This is a genomic window from Staphylococcus sp. 8AQ, assembly GCF_902506595.1.
Classification (GTDB): domain Bacteria; phylum Bacillota; class Bacilli; order Staphylococcales; family Staphylococcaceae; genus Staphylococcus; species Staphylococcus pasteuri.
The window spans coordinates 1-21,201 of record NZ_LR733873.1; the positions used below are offsets into that span (position 1 = coordinate 1).

Below are 21,201 nucleotides of genomic sequence, written 5' to 3' on the forward strand. Positions count from 1 at the left end.
ATTTAGTATTAAATAACGGAAGAATATCAGATACGATTTTACATTTTTCTTCATCACTTGTTGAAAATATTCAAGGTCCATTATTTGTTATCGCATTACTATTTATCTTTTTCTTCCTAGGATTTATAATTCCATCATCATCTGGACTAGCTGTATTAGCGATGCCTATTTTTGCACCATTAGCTGATACGGTGGGTATTCCTAGATATACGATTGTCACGGCGTATCAATTTGGTCAATATGCAATGTTATTCTTAGCCCCAACCGGTTTAGTCATGGCTACATTACAAATGCTCAATATGCGTTATTCACATTGGTTCCGTTTCGTTTGGCCAGTTGTGGTCTTTGTACTTGTGTTTGGTGGTGGCATGTTAGTAACCCAAGTTTCATTACATTAATATAAAAAATTTTTAAATTAATTTTATATTTATGTTATTTGGTTTGTTCATATAATATCTCAACTAAAAAACTATCGACAAATTTTATAAAATTTGTCGATAGTCACTAAAATAATTGAATATTTATTAATATTACAAAACTATGCTTCTAATTGTTTAATAATTTCTCTGTTGAAATCATCTAAATCATCTGGTACACGACTTGTTACAATATTGTTGTCTACTACAACTGATTCGTCGACAACGTGTGCTCCCGCGTTAGATAAATCTTTACGTACGTTGATAACACCAGTTATTGTACGTCCATTTAAATCATCAGTATCAACTAATAATAGTGGGCCATGGCATATTGCAAATGTTGGTACATCATTTTGAGTGAAATATTTAGTAAATGTACCATATCGACCTTCTTCATCACCACGTAAATGGTCAGGTGAGAATCCACCAGGGATTAATAATGCATCATAATTTTCTGGTTTTGCATCTGAAATACTAACATCTACCATTACTTTTTCACCATGTTTACCAACAACTTCATGTTTTTCTGTATCACCAATAACTTCAGTCTCGAAGCCAGCGTTTTCTAATGCTTCTTTTGGACTAGTTAATTCTATATCTTCAAATTCATCTGCTAAAATGATTGCTACTTTTTTAGTCATAAATAGAACACACCTTTCGATTATAATTTTTAAATCTAAATACTATATACACTAGAAAGAGGAAATTTAAACATATGCAGTTTTATATTTGTCTTGCGAATAACATATGTTTTTATCCAATATAAATTAGAAAAAATTAAGAATATAAATCTACTATATCACGACATTGTTTAGCCGCAGCTTTAGGATCGTCAGCGTTTGCAATGCCACCACCAACAATAATTAAATCTGGTTTTTCAGCTGCAACTGTTTTAATTGTATCTGGTTTGATCCCACCTGCTACAGCTACTTTTGAATTTGAAATAACTGATTTAACAGTACGTAAACTTTCTAAAGGTGAAGCACCTTTAGCTTGTAAATCATAACCCGTATGCACCGCAATATAGTCAGCACCCATTTCATCTAATTCTGCTGCACGTTGTTTTAAATTTTGAACCGCAATCATATCAACTAATAATTCTTTACCATTATTGTGAGCTTCTTCAATAGCACTTTTAATTGAAGCATCCTCAGAAACACCAAGAATTGTCACAATATCAGCCCCAAATTTTACAGCTTGACTTACTTCATATCCAGCAGCATCCATAATTTTTAAATCTGCTAATACTTGTGCGTTATTAACTGACTTACTCATATATTCAACGGCAGATAGTCCTTCATTTATAACAATTGGTGTTCCAATTTCTACGATATCAATAAATTCTTCTACTTCTTGAGCAAGCTTTGCTGCTTGTTTTTGATTTAATAAATCAATTGCTAATTGTAATTTCATTAAATTTCTCCTTTCTATCTTTTATAATGCTATTATGGTATTAGTTGTTTCTAATAACAATACTGACATTTTTGTCACTATATGAAAATGGAGGATTTCTTGTGTTAATTGAATATAATAATAAAGAATTTTATACTTCAAAAGATTTAGCCCTGTCTGTAATTGGTGGAAGATGGAAAATTGCCATTGTTTACCACCTTTTGCAAAATAATCGTTTAAGATTGAGTGAATTACAAAACAAACTTCCTGATATCAATCAACGTATGTTAATAAGGCAACTCAGAGAATTAGAGAAAGACAAAATCATTGAAAGGAAGATCTACCAAGTGGTACCTCCAAAAGTAGATTATAGGTTGACTAAAATAGGATTAAAACTTGATAAGGTAGTCTTTTCAATTTGCAATTGGGGGGACGATTTTCTAGATATACTTAAAAACAGTAATCATAGATAATTGACATGACAAATGATTATCGGAAGTTATCTGTAACTCACCCATTACAGATGATATAATATAAAGGTCGCCTATCTCTCAGGCGTCAATTCAGACGCAGAGAGGAGGTGCTAATCTATGCTAGAAATCCTTGTTCACATCACGACCACAGTCATCAGTGGTTGTATTATTGCGTTATTTACGGATTGGCTACGTAATCGCAATAATAAATAGGCGACTATAGCCACACCTAAAAATCCCCTTACTATTGCCGTAGTGAGGGGATTGGTGCATCTATGCTAGTTTCCTTGTTAACTAAATTATAACACTGGTTAGTAGAGAAATGCAAAGTAGTTTTATCTGTTTAGGTTATGTGAATCCAATATATTTAAAAATAGGAGTGATTATGATCAATAAAGTTAACTTACATCACAGGATGAAAATCTTTTAAAACAAATTAATGGAGTAAATCAACAATAGAATCAGATAATGAAATTTCTATTATTTTATTGATTGTAATAGCTTCAGTACATTTTTATTAACTTTAGTTTTGTATAGGATTTTTTTCATTCTATTCAGTATGATTGTGGATATATTTACTAGTAACATAATTAGATATTAAACGCTATATTATTGTGTCATTTCAATTAATAATGCTTAGTTATAATAAATTCTGAAATAAAATTTCTACTTTTTTAGGACTGTTTTTGAAAGCAAGTTTTTTATTACATTACCATCTTTAGCAATAATAAATTTTGTGAAATTTTATTTGATTTTCTTTCCATATTCCAGCTATTTGATCATCAGTACCAGGTTTTTGTTTAGCAAATTGATTACAAGAAAATCCAAGTATAATTAACCCTTGCTCTTTATATTTTTGGTAATATTTTTCTAATTCTTCAAATTGACCACTAAGCTACATTTTGTGGCAGTATTAACTAATATAATAACTTTACCTTTGTAGTCATTTAAATAATACTTAATACCTACTACCATCTTTGTTAACAACTTGTATATCATAAATATTACTAGTTATTTTATAGCACTCCTTTTATAACATTGCTAATTTTAATTGATCTATAACGCCACTTGATGATCCAGGAAAAGCAAAGATCATTTTATTTAAATCTTGAGCCGTTAATTTTTGGTTTACAATGAAAGTTAATAAATTAACTAAATCTGGTGCATCATCAGCATATATAGCAGCTCCCACTAATTGTTTATCATTATTTAATACAATTGTCATTTCAGCTTCAGTTTCATTTTTGTATTCAAACACCATTTGTTTACCAAAAGGAATATCTATCACTTTATAGTCCTCACTAGTATTAGCTTCATCTACAGAAACTCCAATATTAGACAATCTTGGTAGTGTATATAAAACTGAAGGTATTGCAGGATAGGTAATAGGATTTTTATTCATACCCAAAATATGCGCAGCAATATAGTTAGATTCAAATGTTGCAGTAGGTGTTAATTTAGGAATTACTTTATCTAACACATCACCACTAGCATAAATATTAGGGATATTTGTACGTAAATATTCATCTACCTGTATACCTCGAGTAGTGAAATTAACGCCAACTTCTTCAAGTCCAATACCGTTGACATTTGGTCTACGTCCAGTAGCATCTAACACATAGTTAGTAGTAATCTCTAATCCTGATTCTGTTGATACAGTATAATTGTCACCTAGCTCTTTAATTACAGTAGTATTTTCATTCATATGGAATTGAACTCCTTCTGTTGCCAATTTGTCCATTAATTTAGCAACATGTGCTGAATAAAAACCTTTGAGCGGTTCATCGTCAACATGAATCATATGAGTTTCTACACCAGATTTAATGGCTATGCTAGCAAATTCAATACTAATAATACCTACACCTATAAATGTGATACTATTTGGCATTTGCTCTAAGGATAAGAAGTCTCTACTATCGTGTGTATATTCAGACCCTTCAATATCTAACTTATTGCTGTGTTGACCTGTTGCAATAACTATGTTTTCACCGTAATATTGTTCACCATCTACTACGAGGTGATGCTCATCTACTAATTTTCCTGCCCCTTCAATAATATCAATACCTTGTTGTTCAAATAAACCTTTCAAAGTATTTGCCATAGGGTCAATGATTTTATGTTTATAAGACATAAGGTTTTCCCAATTCACTGATAATGCTTCAGTATTAATTATGTTGGGATAGTGTGAAGCTTGCTCTAGTACTTCATAAGGGTTTTCTAATAAAATTTTGGCATTGCACCCATAATTTGTACAAGTACCTGCTATACGATCTTTTTCGACAATAGCAACCGATTTCCCCGCTTTGTTTAAAGTCAGCGCACTATGCCAAGCTGCGTGTCCACTACCTAAAAATACAACATCATATTGTTTCATTTGAATCATCCTTTGTAATAATTTTCAACGTTTCTTCTAAATTATCCATAATACTTTTGGCTTTCATATATTCATCTACATCAAATTGTGAAGAAATGCATTTAGCAATAGCTTCATGTACTGCTTCTTGCTCATTTAGACCTTTTATCGTTAAAGTTATGATAAGGTTACGTTTATCGCTTTCATCCCTATTTCTTTGAACCCAGCCAGCTTGCTCAAGTCTTTTTAGTAATGGGCTTAGGGTATTACTTGCTAGATTCAACTTTTTACCAATGGATAATAAAGTTTGAGGGTTCTCTTCCCATAATGTTAATAGCACTAGATATTGAGAAAAAGTTAAACCGAATTGACATAATTGCTTTTCATAAAACTTGCTGAATAATTTGTTAACATTATAAGCAGAAAAGCATAGCTGATGTGCCAATTTCATTTCATCATCAATCAATTTAATCACTCCTATTCTCATTAAAGAATAATCAATCGCAAACGATTAATCAACTGAGAAAACTTATAATGAACCACATACGTTTGTTTAATTGATTACTAACTTTTAAAATTTTTCATCAATTGTGCAAATTGATTTCGATTTTAAAAATAGTGCGTAAAACTTATGGTTTCAGAGTATTATTCAAAAGAAGAATGAACAAGTCATTAAATATATACGTAAAGTAATTGGAAAAAGAGCTATAATTTAGTTCTTTTTTCATACTTATACATTGTTGTTTAACAGTATGACGGTTTGAGTGTTTTGTAAATTTTTCCATAATCCTAATAAAAAGGAGTTTTAATAGCGAAAGCATGGCAATTAGAAAATTTTGGTTTAGATAACCTTAAACAAGTTGAACTAGAGAAACCCGAAATTACAGAAGATCAAATTTTAATTAAAGTTAACTCTGTATCACTTAATTATCGAGATACTGCAATTGTCGAAGGTATATGTATATATCCCCCTGAATTATTAAAATTTCCGTTTATTCCTGTTTCAGATGCTTCAGGAATAGTTGTAGAAATCGGCTCAAAAGTTACCAAATTTAAAAAAGGTGATCGTGTTACTTCACATATGTTTACCAAGTGGCTAGATAGAAAACCTAAAAGCGATGAACAATCACATGCCTTAGGTGCTACAGTAGATGGTGGACTTTCAGAATACATGGTATTGAATGAAAATGCAGCTGTATTCTCTCCTGAAACACTTACAGATAATCAATCGTCAACTTTGCCAGTAGCAGCATTTGTGAATTGATTCTCATTGGTTGAATATGGAAATATTAAAGCAGGTGATAAAGTTCTTGTTCAAGGCACAGGTGGCGTTTCTATATTTGTAATTCAAATAACAGCAGCATTAGGAGCAGAAGTTATTGCAACAAATAGCAGTGATGAAAAATTAGAAAAAGCCAAAGAACTCGGAGCTTCTAAAGTAATCAACTACAAAAAGCATCTTGATTGGGAAAAAGAAGTCCAAAAATTAACAAATGTAAAGGTGTAGAACATATTGTAGAAGTGGTCGGTGGGTCAAGTATTGCCAAATCTATAGATGTCTTAGTTTTTAAAGGGCATACATAGATTATTGGATTTCTTGAAAATATGGGAGCAAATGTTAATTTATTCGCATTACTTGCTAAACAAGCAAGAATCCAAGGTATCAATCTAGGGCACCATAGATCATTTGAAGATTTCAATAAAGCTTTAGATCAAATAAATATAGATCCTGTAGAAGTAGGTATTACACGCCAAACTATATATAGAATTAAAAACAGTAGATAAAATAGTATAGGCATTAATCTATATAGATGTTAGTCTATTAAATGTCTAAGAGGTATATTCGTGTCTTATAAAGAACTATCAACAATATTAAAAGTTTTATCAGATCCAAGTAGGTTGGAAATGCTGGATTTACTATCTTGTGGTGAATTATGTGCTTGTGACTTGTTGGAATATTTTCAATTCTCACAACCTACGATAAGTCATCATATGAAGTCATTAGTAGATAATGATTTAGTTATTACACGAAAAAATGGTAATAAACACATGTATCAACTTAATCGTGAATTTTTAGATTATATTAATCAAAATTTGAACATCATTAACTCGCCTAACCAACGGTACGTATGTAAAAGTATGAAATTGGGTGAGTGTTGATGACAATTTTAGCAATTGTGATTTTTCTTTTAACTTTAATTTTTGTGATATGGCAACCTAAAGATTTAGATATTGGTGTTACAGCTTTCATTGGAGCTGTCGTTGCTATCATTACAGGAGTCGTAAGTTTTTCTGATGTATTAGAAGTAACAGATATTGTTTGGAATGCTACATTAACATTTGTAGCTGTTATTCTTATTTCATTAATATTAGATGAAATTGGTTTTTTTGAATGGTCTGCAATACATATGGTCAAGGCTTCCAACGGTAATGGATTAAAAATGTTTATCTTTATAATGATATTAGGGGCAATTGTAGCAGCATTTTTTGCAAATGATGGTGCAGCTTTAATCTTAACGCCCATTGTATTAGCAATGGTAAGGAATCTAGGATTTAATCAAAAAGTGATTTTCCCTTTTATTATTGCTAGTGGTTTTATTGCAGATACTACATCACTGCCTTTAATTGTAAGTAACTTAGTTAATATTGTTTCTGCAGATTACTTTGATATTGGGTTTATTGAGTATCTTAGTCGAATGATTATTCCTAATATATTTTCTCTGATTGCTAGTATTATCGTTTTATGGTTATATTTCAGAAAATCTATACCTAAAACGTTCAATACAGAAAATATTTCAGACCCTAAAAATGTAATCAAAGATCCTAAATTATTTAAGCTTTCATGGATTGTATTAGCAATACTACTTGTGGGATATCTTGTTAGTGAGTTTATACAAATACCTGTATCAATCATTGCTGGTATCATTGCTCTTATCTTTGTAATATTAGCTCGTAAATCTAAAGCAGTTCATACAAAACAAGTAATTAAAGGCGCACCATGGAATATTGTTGTATTCTCTATTGGTATGTACCTTGTTGTGTTTGGACTAAAAAATGTAGGTATTACAACTATTCTTGGGGATATCCTAACAAATATTTCAAGTTATGGGTTATTCAGCAGTATCATGGGTATGGGATTTATAGCTGCTTTCTTATCTTCAATTATGAACAACATGCCAACTGTTTTAATAGATGCAATAGCGATTGGTCAATTCAGTGCTACAGGAATATTAAAAGAAGGTATGGTTTATGCGAATGTCATAGGTTCTGATTTAGGACCTAAAATTACGCCAATTGGTTCTTTAACAACATTATTGTGGCTACATGTCTTAACACAAAAAGGTGTGAAGATTTCATGGGGAACATACTTTAAAACTGGAATTATCATTACTACTCCAGTCCTATTTGTAACACTCTTAGGTTTATACCTTACACTAATCATATTTTAAGAAAAGAGGCTTTAATTATGGATAAGAAAACAATTTATTTTATATGAACAGGAAACTCTTGTCGTAGCCAAATGGCTGAAGGTTGGGGAAGGGAAATATTGGGTGAAGATTGGAATGTCTATTCTGCCGGTATTGAAACACATGGTGTTAATCCTAAAGCAATAGAAGCTATGAAAGAAGTAGATATTGATATATCAAACCATACGTCAGACTTGATTGATAATCATATTTTAAAACAATCAGATTTTGTCGTAACGTTATGTAGTGATGCAGACGATAATTGTCCTATTTTGCCACCAAACGTTAAAAAAGAGCATTGGGGTTTTGAGGATCCAGCAGGTAAAGAATGGTCAGAATTTCAACGTGTTAGAGATGAGATTAAATTAGCTATAGAAAATTTTAAAATGATAGGTATTGCAAAAATTAATGAAACAAAAAACTTAACTTTAAAATTTCCATGATGATGTGCATGGCCACTATGATGTGAGGCATGGTTATCATGATGATCATGATAACCATGTCTAGTATGAATCATATGATGCTGTGAGTCTCTATTATCCATCAAATTACTTCCTCCAATTTATAAAAATCTATAGGTAATATAATTAGTTCATATTATATACCCAGTAGGGGTAAGTAAAAACGAATTGATTTCCAAAATAATTAGAAAATACATATCGCTTAATCGAATAAATTCATATTTTAATATTATAAATCAAGAGATATACTATCATTTAAAGTTATTTATATTGATTTTAATTGAATTAATACTATTTAAATATTAAATAAATCATTAAATGATTCTATCATTGTTGGATGGGTATAAATATTGTCTCTTAAAATTGTATAGTCAATATCTTGATCAATAGCAAGTTTAATAATATTTATCATTTCTTCAGATTGTAGTCCATATAGTGTAGCTCCTAATATTTTATTTGTTTTAGTATCTATCACTACTTTAAACAGGCCTCTAGTGTCATTATTGATTTTGTGTCTTGGTATATTATTAACTGGAAGCTTACCTTCTTTAATCTTATAACCTTGTTCTTTCGCTTCTTTCGCCGTTAAACCAACACGAGATAATGGTGGGTCTATAAATACAGTATATGGTATTGACCCTCTATTTTCTGTAGTACGCTCACCTGAACCTAATAATTTGTCGTTAACAATTCTAAAATCATCTAAAGAAATATAAGTGAATTGCATGCCCCCTTTAACATCACCAATCGTATAGATATGATTAACGTCAGTTTTCAGTTGATTATCAACTTTAATTTCGCCACGTTCACCAAGTTTAATATCAGTATTTTCTAAATTTAAGTCTGTATTTGGTTTTCTACCAATTGCGAGTAGAACTGCATCTGCTTCAACATCGCCTCTATTCGTTTTTACGACAGTATGATCATCTTGATCTTCAAATGCTGAAGTTTGAATATCTAGCTCAATTTTTACACCTTTATCTTCTAAGTCTTTAATTGCATGAGAAACGATTTCTTCATCTTCTTTTGGCATTAGTCTTTCTTTCATTTCTAATACAGTCACTTCTGTCCCAAAGTTGGCAAACATAGATGCAAATTCTAAAGAAATATAACCTCCACCCACAATAACCAATCGTTTAGGCTTCTCATTTAAATTCATGATACCAGTAGAATCGTATAAATATTTTGATTTTTGAATGCCTTGGATATTTGGAATAACAGGTGTTGCTCCTGTATTTATAACGATGTCATTTGCTGTTAAAGTATCTATGACTTTACCTTGTTCATCTAATAAATTCACTTCAGTATTTGATTTAAAGGCAGCTTTATAATCTAATACTGTTATATTTTCATCATCTGCTAAATTATGGTAGTTCTTTTTATTAAGTGCAGTTACAACTTCTTCTTTACGATGTAATGATCGATTGAATGAACCACTTTCTAATCCTTCATGTATTAATGTTTTAGATGGGATACACCCTGTGTTGATACATGTACCTCCATACATTTTTTGAGATTTTTCAACTACTGCTACTTTCATTCCTTGTGCTGATGCACTTTTTGCAAGTGTTTTACCACCTTTGCCAAATCCTAAAATTAATAAATCATACTTTTTCATTGTATCTCTCCATTAAAATTTTATTGAGTATATCTCCAATTGATATATTTTGATAAAATGCTTCTAAAATTCTAAACTCTTCGTAATGATATTCTGACATAACATGACTCATTTGATTTGAAATTTCACATTCACTATCTTTAGTTCCTGTGTAAATTCTTCCAAATGATTTATTAGCGGTGAATAATCTAAATAATTCTGCTAAGGATGTATTCAAGACATTACCTTGCACACTATAACCGCCATACTTTCCTTTTTCCACTGTAATATAACCACTTTCGGATAATTGACTCATAACTCTTCTTAGTTGAACTGGATTTACACAAACTTTCTTTGATAGTTCGGTACTACTGAACTTTTCATAAGAATGCTTACTTAAAAAAACTAGTACATGGACTGCGATATTAAACTCTAAATTCAATGAAGTACCTCCAAATTCCAAAAGTAATTTTTATAGTTACATTTAAGCACATTAATTTATGATATGCAAATAAATTGGAATGTAATTTATTTCTACTTTTTATCTTAAAAACTCTTTTTAGTTTCTAGGAGTTTGTTTATTTGAGATATTGGAATATTAATGGAAGACAATATGATTAACTAAAATTGATTTTTGATTAATAGAAATATTGAAGAGTTTATATGGTGAAATTTATTAGTTAGTGAGAAAAATGTTTCTGTTTCAAAGTGAAAAATACTGTAATATGAATACGGAGAAATGCAAAAATAATTTCTTGTTAAAATAACATTTACGTTTTTAGATTTGCTTACTATTGTATACTAATTCCCATATTTTACAAGCATCGCTTGGTAATTGGAAATTAAAAGTTAATCTTCGTATATTATTTAAAATATCTCTAATATTTTCATGAGCAGATATTAAATCTGCAATTATACTTTCAATATCTGAAACCTTTTGACCATTACTATATTCAATGATTTTAGGAAAATCCACTGTATCTTCCTTTTGTGTATGTTCTAACATATTATCTCTAAATACTTGATATGATTTTTATGTTTCAAAATAGTCTGTTGCATATAAACCTCTCCTACACTTTAGTTTAATCATAGTGTATTCGTTTTTAAGAAATATAAACTTGACCTATATCAATCTTATCTAATAAATATAGCGAATAATATTTAGGCTTAAACAGATACATATATAAAAAGAGTCCAGAAACTTTATGTCCCGGACTCATGAAACAGAAAAATTTGATTATATATCGAGAGAAAAAGATATATTTGAAAATCTATATGAAAATGTTTTGCCTTATAACCCAATATATTTATAGAATTAATGAAAATCAAATAAACACTTATTATAATAACTATGAATTAGTTAAAAATAGTAAGGATTTATTAAAATTACTAAAGTTAAAAGGAATTCATTTCGAAAATTCTTTAAGAAATGATCCTCTTTATAGCGAACAATACGAAGTATTTAGAAATTTACTTTAGCGTGATTAGTCTGAATACATGGTTTTGCATTTCTCCACCAACCAGTGTTATAATCTAATTAACAAGGATATCTGCATTTGATGCACCAATCCCCTCACTATTGCGAGTAGTGAGGGGATTTTTAATGGTGTGGCTTAGTCGCCTATATTTACTTATCATAACGTTTTCGAAGCCAATACGAAAATAACGCAACGATACAACCACTTGTTGCTGTGGTCATGATGTGAACAAGGATATCTGTCATTTTTAGCACCTCCTCTCTGCGTCTGAATTGACGCCTGAGAGATAGGCGACTTTTATATTATATCACCTATAATATTTGAATTACAGATAATTTCCGATAAGTGATGTTATGTCTATATAACCTCTCTAAAAATTTTTAAAGAATATTTTTAGGTTACATAATAGGACGTTATCAGTGTTAGATAAATATTTTTTGTAATAAACCTTTTTACGTTGTTTTAAAATTTCCATTTCCGCTGTTTGATTATCAATCAAATTATTAATTTTTTATATTTTCTTTAACCTTTTCAAAATAAGGTTCATTAAGATGATTAATATCTAAATGTTCTATTTGTATTGTGGTATGTGATATTCCATATTTTTCTTTTAATAAATCTTCTATTTCATTTATAACCACAAAAGCATCTATACTACTTCTACTATCTAGAACAACATGCACACTTAAAGAATATTGATTTGTTGTAATTCCCCATAAATGAAATTCATGCACGTCGATAACGTCGGGAATAGATTTTATTGCTTCTATGACATTGTCTGTATGTAATTCTTGTGGCACAGCTTCCATCAATATCATCCAAGCATTACGCATAATTTTATAACCACCCCTAAAAATAATGATTGAAATGACCATACTTAAAATAGGATCGAATAATTGTATACCTGTGAAATGTATTAGTAAAACTGCTAAAATGACTCCTACTGAATTTAATAAATCTCCAACAAAATGCCATAATGCACTTTGTACATTGATATTTTGTTCATTCTTTAAAGAACGCATTAATATAACCGTCAACACAATATTTACAATTAAACCAATTGTTGCTATGACAAGCATTAAACCACTTTCAACTTGCTTAGGATAAACTATACGTATGATCGCCTCGTAAAAAATACCAATAGAAATTACTGATAGTGCTAAACCATTTAAGAATGCTGCTAATATTTCGAAACGTAAGTAACCATAAGTAAAACGTGCTGTTGGTTTACGACTTGCAAAGTAAATAGCCAGCATTGATAATCCGAGCGCAAGTACGTCACTTAACATATGAAAGGAATCTGACAATAAAGCTAAAGAGTTAGATAATATTCCGCCTGTAAATTCTACAATTGTAAAAAATAAAGTGATTAATAGCGTTGCCCATAATGTTACTTTAGATTGTTTTTGGACTTTACTGTGTTCTACATGGTGAAAGTATGTTTGTTTCATATACCTATTCCCCTTTTTATTTTCCATAAGTGATACTTGTACCTAAATGACCAGCAATAATAAGTAGTACAAATCCAATAATCGTCAATACAACTGTCGCACCTATACATAATTTTTTATATTTTATAAACCACATACTACCTATTTGAGTTAATGTTGCAAACCCATATGTTATAAGCGAATCTAAGGCGAATGTTTCATGTAAATGTACTAATTTTTCAACATGTTGTATCCCATAATGTTGGATAGCAAATGCCTCTCCACTATCTCCAAGTATGTAACTAATAATTCCAAATACCATAACTGTAGTAAGGAGCATGGTTAATGTGATAGATAAATTAACTTTTTTCAAAAACAACCTCATTTTTTCTTTATTCAACCTTAAATTCAAATATCCCTTAGTTAATTTAGAAAGTCGACAATACCATAGAGAGTTTGTCGACAATCTGCATTTTTAATATTTTATTATTGTTTTTCATACTTAGAATCAATCAAACTTACACATGCCGCAGCTACTAATAACATTACTCCAGCAAACAACAGCATGTTTGGCATTGATTTACCAAACAACGGGAATAACGCAAAGCTAGCTAAAGAAGCGATAATCTGAGGGAGACAAATTGAACAGTTAAATAATCCTAAATAAGCACCAGCATTTTTTCCATCTGTATTTTCAGTTAATAATGTAAATGTTTGTGTATTCATAGTAAGGTTATTAATTCCAATTAAGCAGAACGATAAAATTAATAACCACTGTGAATGAATAAAGAAGATTGATATAAATCCAATAGCACCCATGAGTAAACCAAATCTTAATACTAATTTTCTTTGATGAGGTTTTGCATATGCAGCTACTATGCCAAATAAAATAGATGCTACAAATTGTACGCCAGTTAATACACCATACCAGTTACCTGCTTCTTGGTATCCTGCTGATGAAGGATCTGTAGTACCCCAAACATTATTAGCAATAGCACCAGGTGTATATGTCCATAAATACATAATGGCAAACCAAGTAAAGAATTGAACCAAAGATACTTGCCAAAATTGTTTAGGTGCTTTTAAAAGCAATTGCCATAAATTCAATGAATTTTTACGATTTCTTTTTTCCTCTATTCCATGATACTGTGCATGTAATTTAGGGTTATATTCATTTACAGAACGTACTGTCCAAATAGTTGAAATTAACAGAACAACTGCTGCAATATAATATGCAATTTTGACTGTCATAGGTACTTCACCTTTAGGCGCTACGTTCGATACACCCCAAAGTGTTAATAAGAATGGGAGTAAAGTTGCTATAATCCCTCCCATATTCGAAAAAATTTGTTGCCAAGACCAAGCCATGTCTCTTTGTTTTTCAGGAACCATATCACCAATAACCATTTTGTATGGTTGCATACAAGCATTTGCAGTTAAGTCCATAAAAAGTGTCATGATTGCTCCAAATAAAAGAGCAGACAATGATGCATAACCAAAACCAAGTGATCCTGAATTCGGTAATAATACAAGTGTGATAACTCCTATAGGACCGGCTATTAATAAATATGGCATTCGTCTACCAAATCTTGTCCATGTACGATCCGAATAATAACCAATCAATGGTTGAATAATCAAACCAGCTAACGGAGGTAAAATAAAGAACCATCCAAGATTATTGGGGTTCGCTCCTAAGGTTTGGAAAATTCTAGCCATCATAGCTGACTGTAAAGAAAATGCCATGTTTACTCCAAAAAAACCAAAAGTCATTGCAAAAATAATGCTCTTTTTCAATATTGGCAAGCTCAGTTTTTCTGACAATGGCTTTTCTTTCTCACTACTGTATTGATAACCTAAACCATCTGTGTCTTTCATTTTAAAATCTCCTTAAAAAATAACAGTCTTTAAAGTATGCGATTACTTTAAAGACTGTTATTTCATATAATATTTTCTACACACATTAGTCTTCGTTAATTATGTAATCGATTACTTACAGATAATAACATATGAAAGTGATTTTGTAAACGATTACAATTTATTTGGATATAGTTGATTTTCTTTCTATTAACTTACCATTTAAAATTATATTTTTTCTTTCTATTGCTTTTTTATCTATAATCTCTATTAACAACTCCATTGCTTTTTCTCCGATTTCATAATTAGGTTGCGAATAGGTTGTAAGTCCAGGTTCAATGATTTCAGCTAATTTAATGTTATCGAACCCTACAACAGAAATATCTGTCGGTATATTTATCTTATGTTTTCTCAACACTTTAATTATTCCAATGGCCATTTCATCATTAGCTGCAAAAATAGCTGTTGGTCTATCTTTCATACTTAAAATATGTCTTGCAATTTTATATCCTGATTCTAAAGAAAAATCCCCTTCAATAATTGTTTCCTTAGTAACTGGATAATTATACTGTCTCATTTTATTTTCAAATCCTAATAAACGCTTTTTCCCCAAAATACTATCTAATGATCCTGTAACATGTATTATTTTCTTTTGCCCTAAATTAATAAGAAAATCTGTAACTGTTTCTGCCGCTTCAACGTTATTAATTGATATTGTAGGGATATCTAAACTTGTGCTTGTTTCACATGCTAACACTATTGGGTATTTATCATAAATATCTTTCATTGTTCTTAAACTTAACTTTGATGTTAATAGGATCATACCGTCTACTTGCCTCTCATAAAGGTATTTAAAATAATTATTTACTTTCTTCTTTTGAGCATCAGCCAAAAGAATTTGATATCCCTTCTTTCCAGCTATACTTTCAATTCCTCTCAGCATATTTGTAAAAAAAGGATTAGTAATATCAGGTACTACAACTAAAATAGTCTTAGTTTCCATTTTTCTTAACTGTCTTCCAATACTATTAGGATAATAATTTAATTTTTCTACAGCATCTAAAACTTTTTTTCTATTTTTTATAGATACATTCCCGGTATTTGTTAATACTCTTGAAACTGTTGCTGTTGACACTTCTGCAAGTTCAGCCACGTCTTTTATATTTGTCACTCTTGAATCCCCCTTGTTCAATATATACAACTTTGATTAGAAAAAAGTTATTATACTAGCATTCACTCTTAGCTAATACTAAATAAATGAGATATTTTTCTAAATATAATTCGAGCTAAATTAGCTAAACTTATTATATAACATAACTGGCTTTAATGTAATCGTTTACAAAAACTCAAAAACTTGATACATTAAAATGTAATCGATTAGATTTTAAATTGTTATTTCTATATTTAAATGGCTAAAAATAAACATAAAGCATACTAATATTTTAGTCATTGTAATAACATAAAACGATAAGGAGCGAGAATTATGACAGAAATTAAAGATAGACAATGGTGGAAAGAAGCTGTCGCATACCAAGTTTATCCTCGTAGCTTCAATGATTCTAACAATGATGGTATCGGTGATTTACGTGGAGTAATTCAAAAATTAGATTATTTAAAAGAATTAGGGATTGACGTTATTTGGTTAAGTCCAATGTATGCTTCTCCTAACGATGACAACGGTTATGATATCAGCGATTATCACGCCATTATGAAAGAATTTGGAACTATGGAAGATTTTGATGAGCTCTTAGATAAGGTCCATCAGAAAGGAATGAAACTAATTTTAGATCTTGTAGTCAATCATACTTCAGACGAACATCCTTGGTTTATTGAATCTCGTTCAAGTAAAAATAGTCCTAAACGTGATTGGTACTATTGGGCTGATCCGAAGGATGATGGTTCTGAACCTAATAACTGGGAAAGTATCTTTAATGGTTCAACTTGGGAATTTGATGAAAATACAGGACAATATTATTTTCACTTATTCAGTGTTAAACAACCCGATTTAAATTGGGAAAACCCTGAAGTACGAAATGCAGTTATAGACATGATGAATTGGTGGTTCGATAAAGGTATTGATGGTTTTCGTGTAGATGCAATTACGCATCTTAAAAAATCTTGGGAAATGGGAGATTTACCCGTTCCTCCAGGTAAAAAATATGCCCCGGCTTTTGATGCTGATATGAACCGCCCTGGTCTTCAAGATTGGTTACAACAAATCAAAGATGAATCATTAAGTAAGTATGATATTATGACTGTCGGTGAAGCAAATGGAGTAAATCCCGATAATGCTGACGAATGGGTTGGAAGAGAAAATGGTAAATTTAATATGATTTTCCAATTTGAACATTTAGGCTTATGGAATACAGGACAATCTCATTTCGATGTTAAAACTTATAAAAAGGTATTGAACCGTTGGCAAAAAAAACTTGAAAATACTGGATGGAATGCACTATTCATCGAAAACCATGATCAGCCGCGTCGTGTATCTACATGGGGAAATGATAATAAATATTGGTATGAATCAGCTACAAGTCATGCGGTTGTTTACTTTCTACAACAAGGCACACCATTTATTTATCAAGGACAAGAAATTGGAATGACGAACTTTCCGTTTACAAGTATAGAGCAATTTAACGATGTATCTGTTAAAAATGAATACCTTATGGTTAAAGAAGAAGGCGGAAACACTGATGCATTATTAGAGAAACACCGCATGGAAAACAGAGATAATTCTCGAACTCCAATGCAATGGAATAATGAAGATTATGCTGGTTTCTCTAATGTTGAACCTTGGTTCCCAGTCAACCCTAACTACGTTTCAATTAATGTCGAACAACAAGAAGCGGATGATCATTCTATATTGCAATTTTACAAAGATTTAATTCAACTTAAAAAATCAGATGCCACCTTTACGTATGGAGAATTCAACTTAATTGATTCAGAAAATTCCAGTATCTTTGCATATACTCGCACATTAAGTAATAAAACAGCAGTCATTGTCGGTAATCTAACAAATCAAACAGCAAGTCTAAAAACTGATCTTAAATTAAACAAGGGCGATTTAAAATTGCATAACTATGATACTGAAATTAATACAGATAATATAAAACCCTATGAAGCATTTGTTGCTATGATTTAGTTAATAAATTTATTCAGTTGACAAATATCCAAAATTCAAACCCACTCATAACAATATAAATTTTAATTTGAGTGGGTTTGGATTTTTTAAATTATATATTATTTACCTTTTTTGTCTGACTTTTAAATTGAGTATTAATAAAGTCTCCTATACTATGTGAATAATCATATTTTTATTCTTAAATTAATCTTTATATCAAGAAAATCATACAATTGATAGCTCTAAGCATTCTATATTTTCAATTTTTTTTCAATTAGAGAAATGTGTTCACTTATCATATTTCTTTGTTTATTCAAGAATTCAAGGTGTGCTCCAAGTATACTTTGTATGTCTATTTTATTTTGATAGAGCATGTCAGTGTTTTTTTGAATTTCTTTTAATGGCATATTTAAATTCCTTAGACACTGGATAAATTTAATCATTTCGATATCGTCGTCTGTGTATAAACGCTTGTTATTGCTGTCTCTATGGATGTGTTTCAATATATTCTTTTTCTCGTAATAACGTAGTTTGCTTTTAGGTATTTTGCAATAATCTGAGACATATTCAATGTAATATTGTTTCATGTAAGCATATCCTTTCTCTTAAATCAAGGTTTAACTGATATTGTACTCTATATAAACATGAATGAGGAGGAAATACAATGAAAAAAGCTTTAATTGTTGTAACAAACATTGCGAAATACGATAATTTAGACAGACCTACGGGTGCGTGGTTCTCAGAGGTTACGCATTTTGCGAAAGATTTCTATGACGCAGGTTATGATGTTGATTTCGTAAGTCCGAACGGTGGATATGTGCCTCTTGATCCTATCAGTCTTAGCCCTGAAATGATGGGAGCTGAGGACTGGGAATACTACACAGATCATAATTATATGAATAAATTTGGACAAACATTATCTCCAAAAGAGGTTAATCCTAGCAACTATCAAGCTATTTACTTTGCAGGTGGACATGGTGCGATTTGGGATTTTAGAAATAACAAAGAACTTAACGACATTGCGTTAAGTATTTACAATAACCAAGGCGTTCTCTCTTCTGTATGTCATGGTGCGGCGGGTCTACTCGACATTAAAGAAAATGGGGATTACCTCGTTCATCATAAAGACGTGACTGGTTTTACAAATAGTGAAGAACAAGCAAATGGTACAACTGAATACATGCCATATTTATTAGAAGACGAATTCATTAGTAACGGTGCACATTTTAAAAAAGAGGATGACTGGAGCAATTTCGCAGTCGTAGATGGTCGCATTGTGACTGGTCAAAATCCTCAATCAGGACATGCTGTTGCTGAACATGCTTTAAAAATCTTAGCTAATCAATAATTTCATAAAGGAGCGATATACATGAAATCATTAATTATTGGCGCTAATGGTGGCGTCGGTCAACATCTTATACGTAAACTGAAAGCACGAGATGTTGATTTTACTGCCGGTGTTAGAAAAGAAGAACTAGTTGAATCTTTAAAAGCAGATGGTATCGATGCAACTTACATTGATGTCGCAAAACAGTCTATTGATGAATTAACAGAATTATTTAAACCGTATGATCAAATCCTTTTTTCCGTTGGTTCTGGTGGGAGCACAGGTGACGATCAAACAATCATTGTAGATTTAGACGGTGCAGTGAAAGCAATTAAAGCAAGTGAACACGTCGGTCATCAACACTTTATTATGGTATCAACGTACGACTCACGTCGAGAAGCGTTTGATGCGTCAGGCGACTTGAAACCATATACCATTGCAAAACATTATGCGGATGACTACTTAAGACATGCAAATTTAAAATATACCATCGTGCATCCAGGCGCTTTAACAAACGAACATGAAACGCAACAATTCAATATGAGTGAGCAATTTGAAAATGTACAAAATCCGTCTATTACAAGAGAAGATGTAGCAGAAGTGCTTGTTTCTGTATTAACTGATGAAGCATTACAAGGTCACGAATTCCAAATCATCAATGGTGACTTGTCATTATCAGACGCAATAACTAAATATCTGGAGGAGTAATAAATGAATAATCAACAAATTGTACTTGCAAAACGACCACAAAGTATCCCTCAAGACGATGTATTTAGATTTGAAACAATAGAAACTCGAGAACCACATGCAGGTGAGGTTCAAGTAGAATCCATTTATGTATCTGTAGATCCTTACATGAGAGGCAGAATGAATGATACAAAAAGTTATGTTCAACCTTTCCAAGTGAATGAGCCATTACAAGGTCATATTGTTGGAAAAGTCACACAATCGAACGATGAACGTCTATCTGTTGGCGATTATGTCACAGGCATATTACCATGGAAAAAGATAAATACAGTGAATGGAGACGATGTGACCCCTGTGCCATCAAAAGATGTACCATTACATTTATATTTAAGTGTTTTAGGCATGCCGGGAATGACGGCCTACACAGGATTGCTTCAAATTGGTCAACCAAAATCTGGCGAGACGGTTGTCGTGTCAGCTGCATCCGGTGCGGTAGGCTCTGTCGTAGGACAAATTGCTAAGATTAAAGGCGCAAAAGTTGTCGGTATTGCTGGTGGTAAGCAGAAAACAGCATATTTAACAGATGAATTAGGATTTGATGCGGCCATTGATTATAAACAAGATGATTTTACGCAGCAACTCGAAGCAGCTGTACCAGATGGTATTGATGTGTATTTTGAAAATGTAGGCGGCACAATTTCTGATGAAGTGTTTAAACACTTAAATCGATTTGCACGCGTTCCGGTATGTGGTGCAATTTCAGCATATAATAATGAAAATGACGATATTGGGCCACGTATCCAAGGAACGTTGATTAAAAATCAAGCATTAATGCAAGGATTTGTAGTAGCACAATTCGCTGATCATTTTAAAGAAGCAAGCGAACAACTCGCACAATGGGTGTCTGAAGGTAAAATTAAATTTGAAGTGACGATAGATGAAGGTTTTGACAATTTACCTTCTGCATTCAGAAAGTTATTTACAGGTGAGAATTTCGGTAAACAAGTTGTCAAAATCAAAGAAGAATAGTGCAAAAATTGCAACACCAATTGTTATAAATGAGTTGTATATATTATCACCAATTAAGAGTATTTAAATATCTTATCTTCTTAATCATTATTATTTATTCTATTTTACAATGCTCC

Annotated in this window: 26 protein-coding genes and 1 pseudogene; 13 read left to right on the plus strand and 14 right to left on the minus strand. The window is 31.3% G+C overall.

Annotation, left to right across the window (positions count from 1 at the left end):
* Positions 1–398: pseudogene (locus GVY01_RS12195) on the plus strand (YfcC family protein); the annotation flags it as partial.
* Positions 399–538: 140 nt separating this feature from the next.
* On the opposite strand, the gene GVY01_RS12200 reads toward GVY01_RS12195, so the two are convergent.
* A complete protein-coding gene (locus GVY01_RS12200; RefSeq protein ID WP_017636335.1) occupies positions 539–1,057 on the minus strand; it encodes a type 1 glutamine amidotransferase domain-containing protein in 519 nt (172 codons plus the stop codon).
* Between the two features lie 136 nt (positions 1,058–1,193).
* Positions 1,194–1,829: a 3-hexulose-6-phosphate synthase gene (hxlA, locus tag GVY01_RS12205; protein WP_017636336.1), complete on the minus strand. Its 636-nt coding sequence runs from the start codon at positions 1,827–1,829 to the stop codon at positions 1,194–1,196.
* Between the two features lie 101 nt (positions 1,830–1,930).
* Between hxlA and GVY01_RS12210 the strand changes: the two genes are divergently transcribed.
* Positions 1,931–2,281 (plus strand): winged helix-turn-helix transcriptional regulator, encoded by a 351-nt coding sequence (locus GVY01_RS12210; protein ID WP_017636337.1) that lies wholly within the window; start codon positions 1,931–1,933, stop codon positions 2,279–2,281.
* A gap of 117 nt (positions 2,282–2,398) precedes the next feature.
* Positions 2,399–2,494, plus strand: coding sequence for a type I toxin-antitoxin system Fst family toxin (locus GVY01_RS12215; RefSeq protein WP_017636338.1), 96 nt, complete (start codon positions 2,399–2,401; stop codon positions 2,492–2,494).
* Between the two features lie 505 nt (positions 2,495–2,999).
* Here the strand turns inward: GVY01_RS12215 and GVY01_RS12660 are convergent.
* The 3 genes from GVY01_RS12660 to GVY01_RS12230 form a co-directional block, all read right to left on the minus strand.
* Positions 3,000–3,116, minus strand: a complete 117-nt coding sequence (locus tag GVY01_RS12660) for a hypothetical protein (RefSeq protein ID WP_311133135.1) — start codon at positions 3,114–3,116, stop codon at positions 3,000–3,002.
* A 195-nt stretch (positions 3,117–3,311) separates the two neighbouring features.
* Positions 3,312–4,655, minus strand: coding sequence for a dihydrolipoyl dehydrogenase family protein (locus GVY01_RS12225; RefSeq protein WP_029056294.1), 1,344 nt, complete (start codon positions 4,653–4,655; stop codon positions 3,312–3,314).
* Positions 4,642–5,085 carry a MarR family winged helix-turn-helix transcriptional regulator gene (locus GVY01_RS12230; RefSeq protein ID WP_375543616.1) on the minus strand — a complete coding sequence of 148 codons (444 nt, stop codon included), beginning with the start codon at positions 5,083–5,085 and terminating at the stop codon, positions 4,642–4,644. The genes GVY01_RS12225 and GVY01_RS12230 overlap by 14 nt, the downstream gene beginning before the upstream one ends.
* A gap of 492 nt (positions 5,086–5,577) precedes the next feature.
* Here GVY01_RS12230 and GVY01_RS12665 point away from each other — a divergent pair, with 492 nt between their 5' ends.
* The 6 genes from GVY01_RS12665 to GVY01_RS12250 all read left to right on the plus strand — a co-directional run bounded on the left by GVY01_RS12665 (position 5,578) and on the right by GVY01_RS12250 (position 8,544).
* Entirely contained in the window at positions 5,578–5,898 is a 321-nt protein-coding gene (locus GVY01_RS12665; RefSeq protein ID WP_236549886.1) for an alcohol dehydrogenase catalytic domain-containing protein, read from the plus strand.
* A gap of 6 nt (positions 5,899–5,904) precedes the next feature.
* The gene (locus tag GVY01_RS12670; protein ID WP_029056297.1) at positions 5,905–6,141 is read left to right on the plus strand and encodes a zinc-binding dehydrogenase; all 237 of its coding nucleotides are present in this window, start codon (positions 5,905–5,907) and stop codon (positions 6,139–6,141) included.
* A 98-nt stretch (positions 6,142–6,239) separates the two neighbouring features.
* On the plus strand, positions 6,240–6,419 hold the full coding sequence (locus tag GVY01_RS12675; RefSeq protein ID WP_225307072.1) for a hypothetical protein: 180 nt from the start codon (positions 6,240–6,242) through the stop codon (positions 6,417–6,419).
* Between the two features lie 60 nt (positions 6,420–6,479).
* Entirely contained in the window at positions 6,480–6,794 is a 315-nt protein-coding gene (locus GVY01_RS12240) for an ArsR/SmtB family transcription factor (protein WP_029056299.1), read from the plus strand.
* The gene (arsB, locus tag GVY01_RS12245; RefSeq protein WP_191962471.1) at positions 6,791–8,083 is read left to right on the plus strand and encodes an arsenite efflux transporter membrane subunit ArsB; all 1,293 of its coding nucleotides are present in this window, start codon (positions 6,791–6,793) and stop codon (positions 8,081–8,083) included. Before GVY01_RS12240 ends, arsB begins: the two co-directional genes overlap by 4 nt.
* A 71-nt stretch (positions 8,084–8,154) precedes the next feature.
* Positions 8,155–8,544 (plus strand): arsenate reductase/protein-tyrosine-phosphatase family protein, encoded by a 390-nt coding sequence (locus GVY01_RS12250; RefSeq protein ID WP_225307070.1) that lies wholly within the window; start codon positions 8,155–8,157, stop codon positions 8,542–8,544.
* A gap of 313 nt (positions 8,545–8,857) precedes the next feature.
* Here the strand turns inward: GVY01_RS12250 and merA are convergent, their stop codons facing one another.
* The 8 genes from merA to GVY01_RS12290 form a co-directional block, all read right to left on the minus strand.
* Positions 8,858–10,180 carry a hypothiocyanous acid reductase MerA gene (gene merA / locus GVY01_RS12255; protein ID WP_154874831.1) on the minus strand — a complete coding sequence of 441 codons (1,323 nt, stop codon included), beginning with the start codon at positions 10,178–10,180 and terminating at the stop codon, positions 8,858–8,860.
* The gene (locus GVY01_RS12260; RefSeq protein WP_154895758.1) at positions 10,167–10,601 is read right to left on the minus strand and encodes an RrF2 family transcriptional regulator; all 435 of its coding nucleotides are present in this window, start codon (positions 10,599–10,601) and stop codon (positions 10,167–10,169) included. Before GVY01_RS12260 ends, merA begins: the two co-directional genes overlap by 14 nt.
* A gap of 336 nt (positions 10,602–10,937) precedes the next feature.
* Entirely contained in the window at positions 10,938–11,165 is a 228-nt protein-coding gene (locus GVY01_RS12265) for a hemerythrin domain-containing protein (protein ID WP_154874833.1), read from the minus strand.
* Positions 11,166–11,786: 621 nt separating this feature from the next.
* On the minus strand, positions 11,787–11,882 hold the full coding sequence (locus GVY01_RS12270; RefSeq protein ID WP_154895756.1) for a type I toxin-antitoxin system Fst family toxin: 96 nt from the start codon (positions 11,880–11,882) through the stop codon (positions 11,787–11,789).
* Between the two features lie 258 nt (positions 11,883–12,140).
* The gene (locus GVY01_RS12275; RefSeq protein ID WP_375543615.1) at positions 12,141–13,115 is read right to left on the minus strand and encodes a cation diffusion facilitator family transporter; all 975 of its coding nucleotides are present in this window, start codon (positions 13,113–13,115) and stop codon (positions 12,141–12,143) included.
* Entirely contained in the window at positions 13,105–13,440 is a 336-nt protein-coding gene (locus GVY01_RS12280) for a hypothetical protein (protein WP_225307068.1), read from the minus strand. The genes GVY01_RS12275 and GVY01_RS12280 overlap by 11 nt, the downstream gene beginning before the upstream one ends.
* Positions 13,441–13,553: 113 nt before the next feature.
* Complete coding sequence (locus GVY01_RS12285) at positions 13,554–14,942, minus strand: SLC45 family MFS transporter (RefSeq protein WP_154874837.1); 1,389 nt, start codon at positions 14,940–14,942, stop codon at positions 13,554–13,556.
* Between the two features lie 160 nt (positions 14,943–15,102).
* A complete protein-coding gene (locus GVY01_RS12290) occupies positions 15,103–16,092 on the minus strand; it encodes a LacI family DNA-binding transcriptional regulator (RefSeq protein ID WP_154895754.1) in 990 nt (329 codons plus the stop codon).
* A gap of 312 nt (positions 16,093–16,404) precedes the next feature.
* On the opposite strand from GVY01_RS12290, the gene GVY01_RS12295 reads away from it, so the two are divergent.
* Positions 16,405–18,063: a glycoside hydrolase family 13 protein gene (locus GVY01_RS12295; RefSeq protein ID WP_159333793.1), complete on the plus strand. Its 1,659-nt coding sequence runs from the start codon at positions 16,405–16,407 to the stop codon at positions 18,061–18,063.
* 230 nt (positions 18,064–18,293) lie between these two features.
* Here GVY01_RS12295 and GVY01_RS12300 read toward each other — a convergent pair whose 3' ends face one another.
* A complete protein-coding gene (locus GVY01_RS12300; protein WP_159333794.1) occupies positions 18,294–18,629 on the minus strand; it encodes a MerR family transcriptional regulator in 336 nt (111 codons plus the stop codon).
* Between the two features lie 77 nt (positions 18,630–18,706).
* Between GVY01_RS12300 and GVY01_RS12305 the strand changes: the two genes are divergently transcribed.
* From GVY01_RS12305 to GVY01_RS12315, 3 genes are read left to right on the plus strand one after another with little or no spacing between them, the layout of a single operon-like run.
* A complete protein-coding gene (locus GVY01_RS12305; RefSeq protein WP_119622432.1) occupies positions 18,707–19,390 on the plus strand; it encodes a type 1 glutamine amidotransferase domain-containing protein in 684 nt (227 codons plus the stop codon).
* 21 nt (positions 19,391–19,411) lie between these two features.
* Entirely contained in the window at positions 19,412–20,077 is a 666-nt protein-coding gene (locus GVY01_RS12310) for an NAD(P)-binding oxidoreductase (protein WP_159333795.1), read from the plus strand.
* Positions 20,078–20,080: 3 nt separating this feature from the next.
* Positions 20,081–21,085 (plus strand): NADP-dependent oxidoreductase, encoded by a 1,005-nt coding sequence (locus tag GVY01_RS12315; RefSeq protein ID WP_159333796.1) that lies wholly within the window; start codon positions 20,081–20,083, stop codon positions 21,083–21,085.
* The last annotated feature ends 116 nt before the right edge of the window (positions 21,086–21,201 follow it).

Bases quoted from the DNA above. Each gene is read 5' to 3' on its own strand.
- GVY01_RS12250 (WP_225307070.1), top strand. From the start codon at position 8,155: ATGGCTGAAGGTTGGGGAAGGGAAATATTGGGTGAAGATTGGAATGTC.
- GVY01_RS12305 (WP_119622432.1), top strand. From the start codon at position 18,707: ATGAAAAAAGCTTTAATTGTTGTAACAAACATTGCGAAATACGATAAT.
- GVY01_RS12675 (WP_225307072.1), top strand. From the start codon at position 6,240: ATGGGAGCAAATGTTAATTTATTCGCATTACTTGCTAAACAAGCAAGA.
- GVY01_RS12270 (WP_154895756.1), bottom strand. From the start codon at position 11,882: ATGACAGATATCCTTGTTCACATCATGACCACAGCAACAAGTGGTTGT.
- GVY01_RS12265 (WP_154874833.1), bottom strand. From the start codon at position 11,165: ATGTTAGAACATACACAAAAGGAAGATACAGTGGATTTTCCTAAAATC.
- GVY01_RS12295 (WP_159333793.1), top strand. From the start codon at position 16,405: ATGACAGAAATTAAAGATAGACAATGGTGGAAAGAAGCTGTCGCATAC.
- GVY01_RS12225 (WP_029056294.1), bottom strand. From the start codon at position 4,655: ATGAAACAATATGATGTTGTATTTTTAGGTAGTGGACACGCAGCTTGG.
- GVY01_RS12215 (WP_017636338.1), top strand. From the start codon at position 2,399: ATGCTAGAAATCCTTGTTCACATCACGACCACAGTCATCAGTGGTTGT.
- merA (WP_154874831.1), bottom strand. From the start codon at position 10,180: ATGAAAAAGTATGATTTATTAATTTTAGGATTTGGCAAAGGTGGTAAA.
- GVY01_RS12200 (WP_017636335.1), bottom strand. From the start codon at position 1,057: ATGACTAAAAAAGTAGCAATCATTTTAGCAGATGAATTTGAAGATATA.
- GVY01_RS12310 (WP_159333795.1), top strand. From the start codon at position 19,412: ATGAAATCATTAATTATTGGCGCTAATGGTGGCGTCGGTCAACATCTT.
- GVY01_RS12300 (WP_159333794.1), bottom strand. From the start codon at position 18,629: ATGAAACAATATTACATTGAATATGTCTCAGATTATTGCAAAATACCT.
- GVY01_RS12315 (WP_159333796.1), top strand. From the start codon at position 20,081: ATGAATAATCAACAAATTGTACTTGCAAAACGACCACAAAGTATCCCT.
- GVY01_RS12230 (WP_375543616.1), bottom strand. From the start codon at position 5,085: ATGAAATTGGCACATCAGCTATGCTTTTCTGCTTATAATGTTAACAAA.
- hxlA (WP_017636336.1), bottom strand. From the start codon at position 1,829: ATGAAATTACAATTAGCAATTGATTTATTAAATCAAAAACAAGCAGCA.
- GVY01_RS12285 (WP_154874837.1), bottom strand. From the start codon at position 14,942: ATGAAAGACACAGATGGTTTAGGTTATCAATACAGTAGTGAGAAAGAA.
- GVY01_RS12275 (WP_375543615.1), bottom strand. From the start codon at position 13,115: ATGGAAAATAAAAAGGGGAATAGGTATATGAAACAAACATACTTTCAC.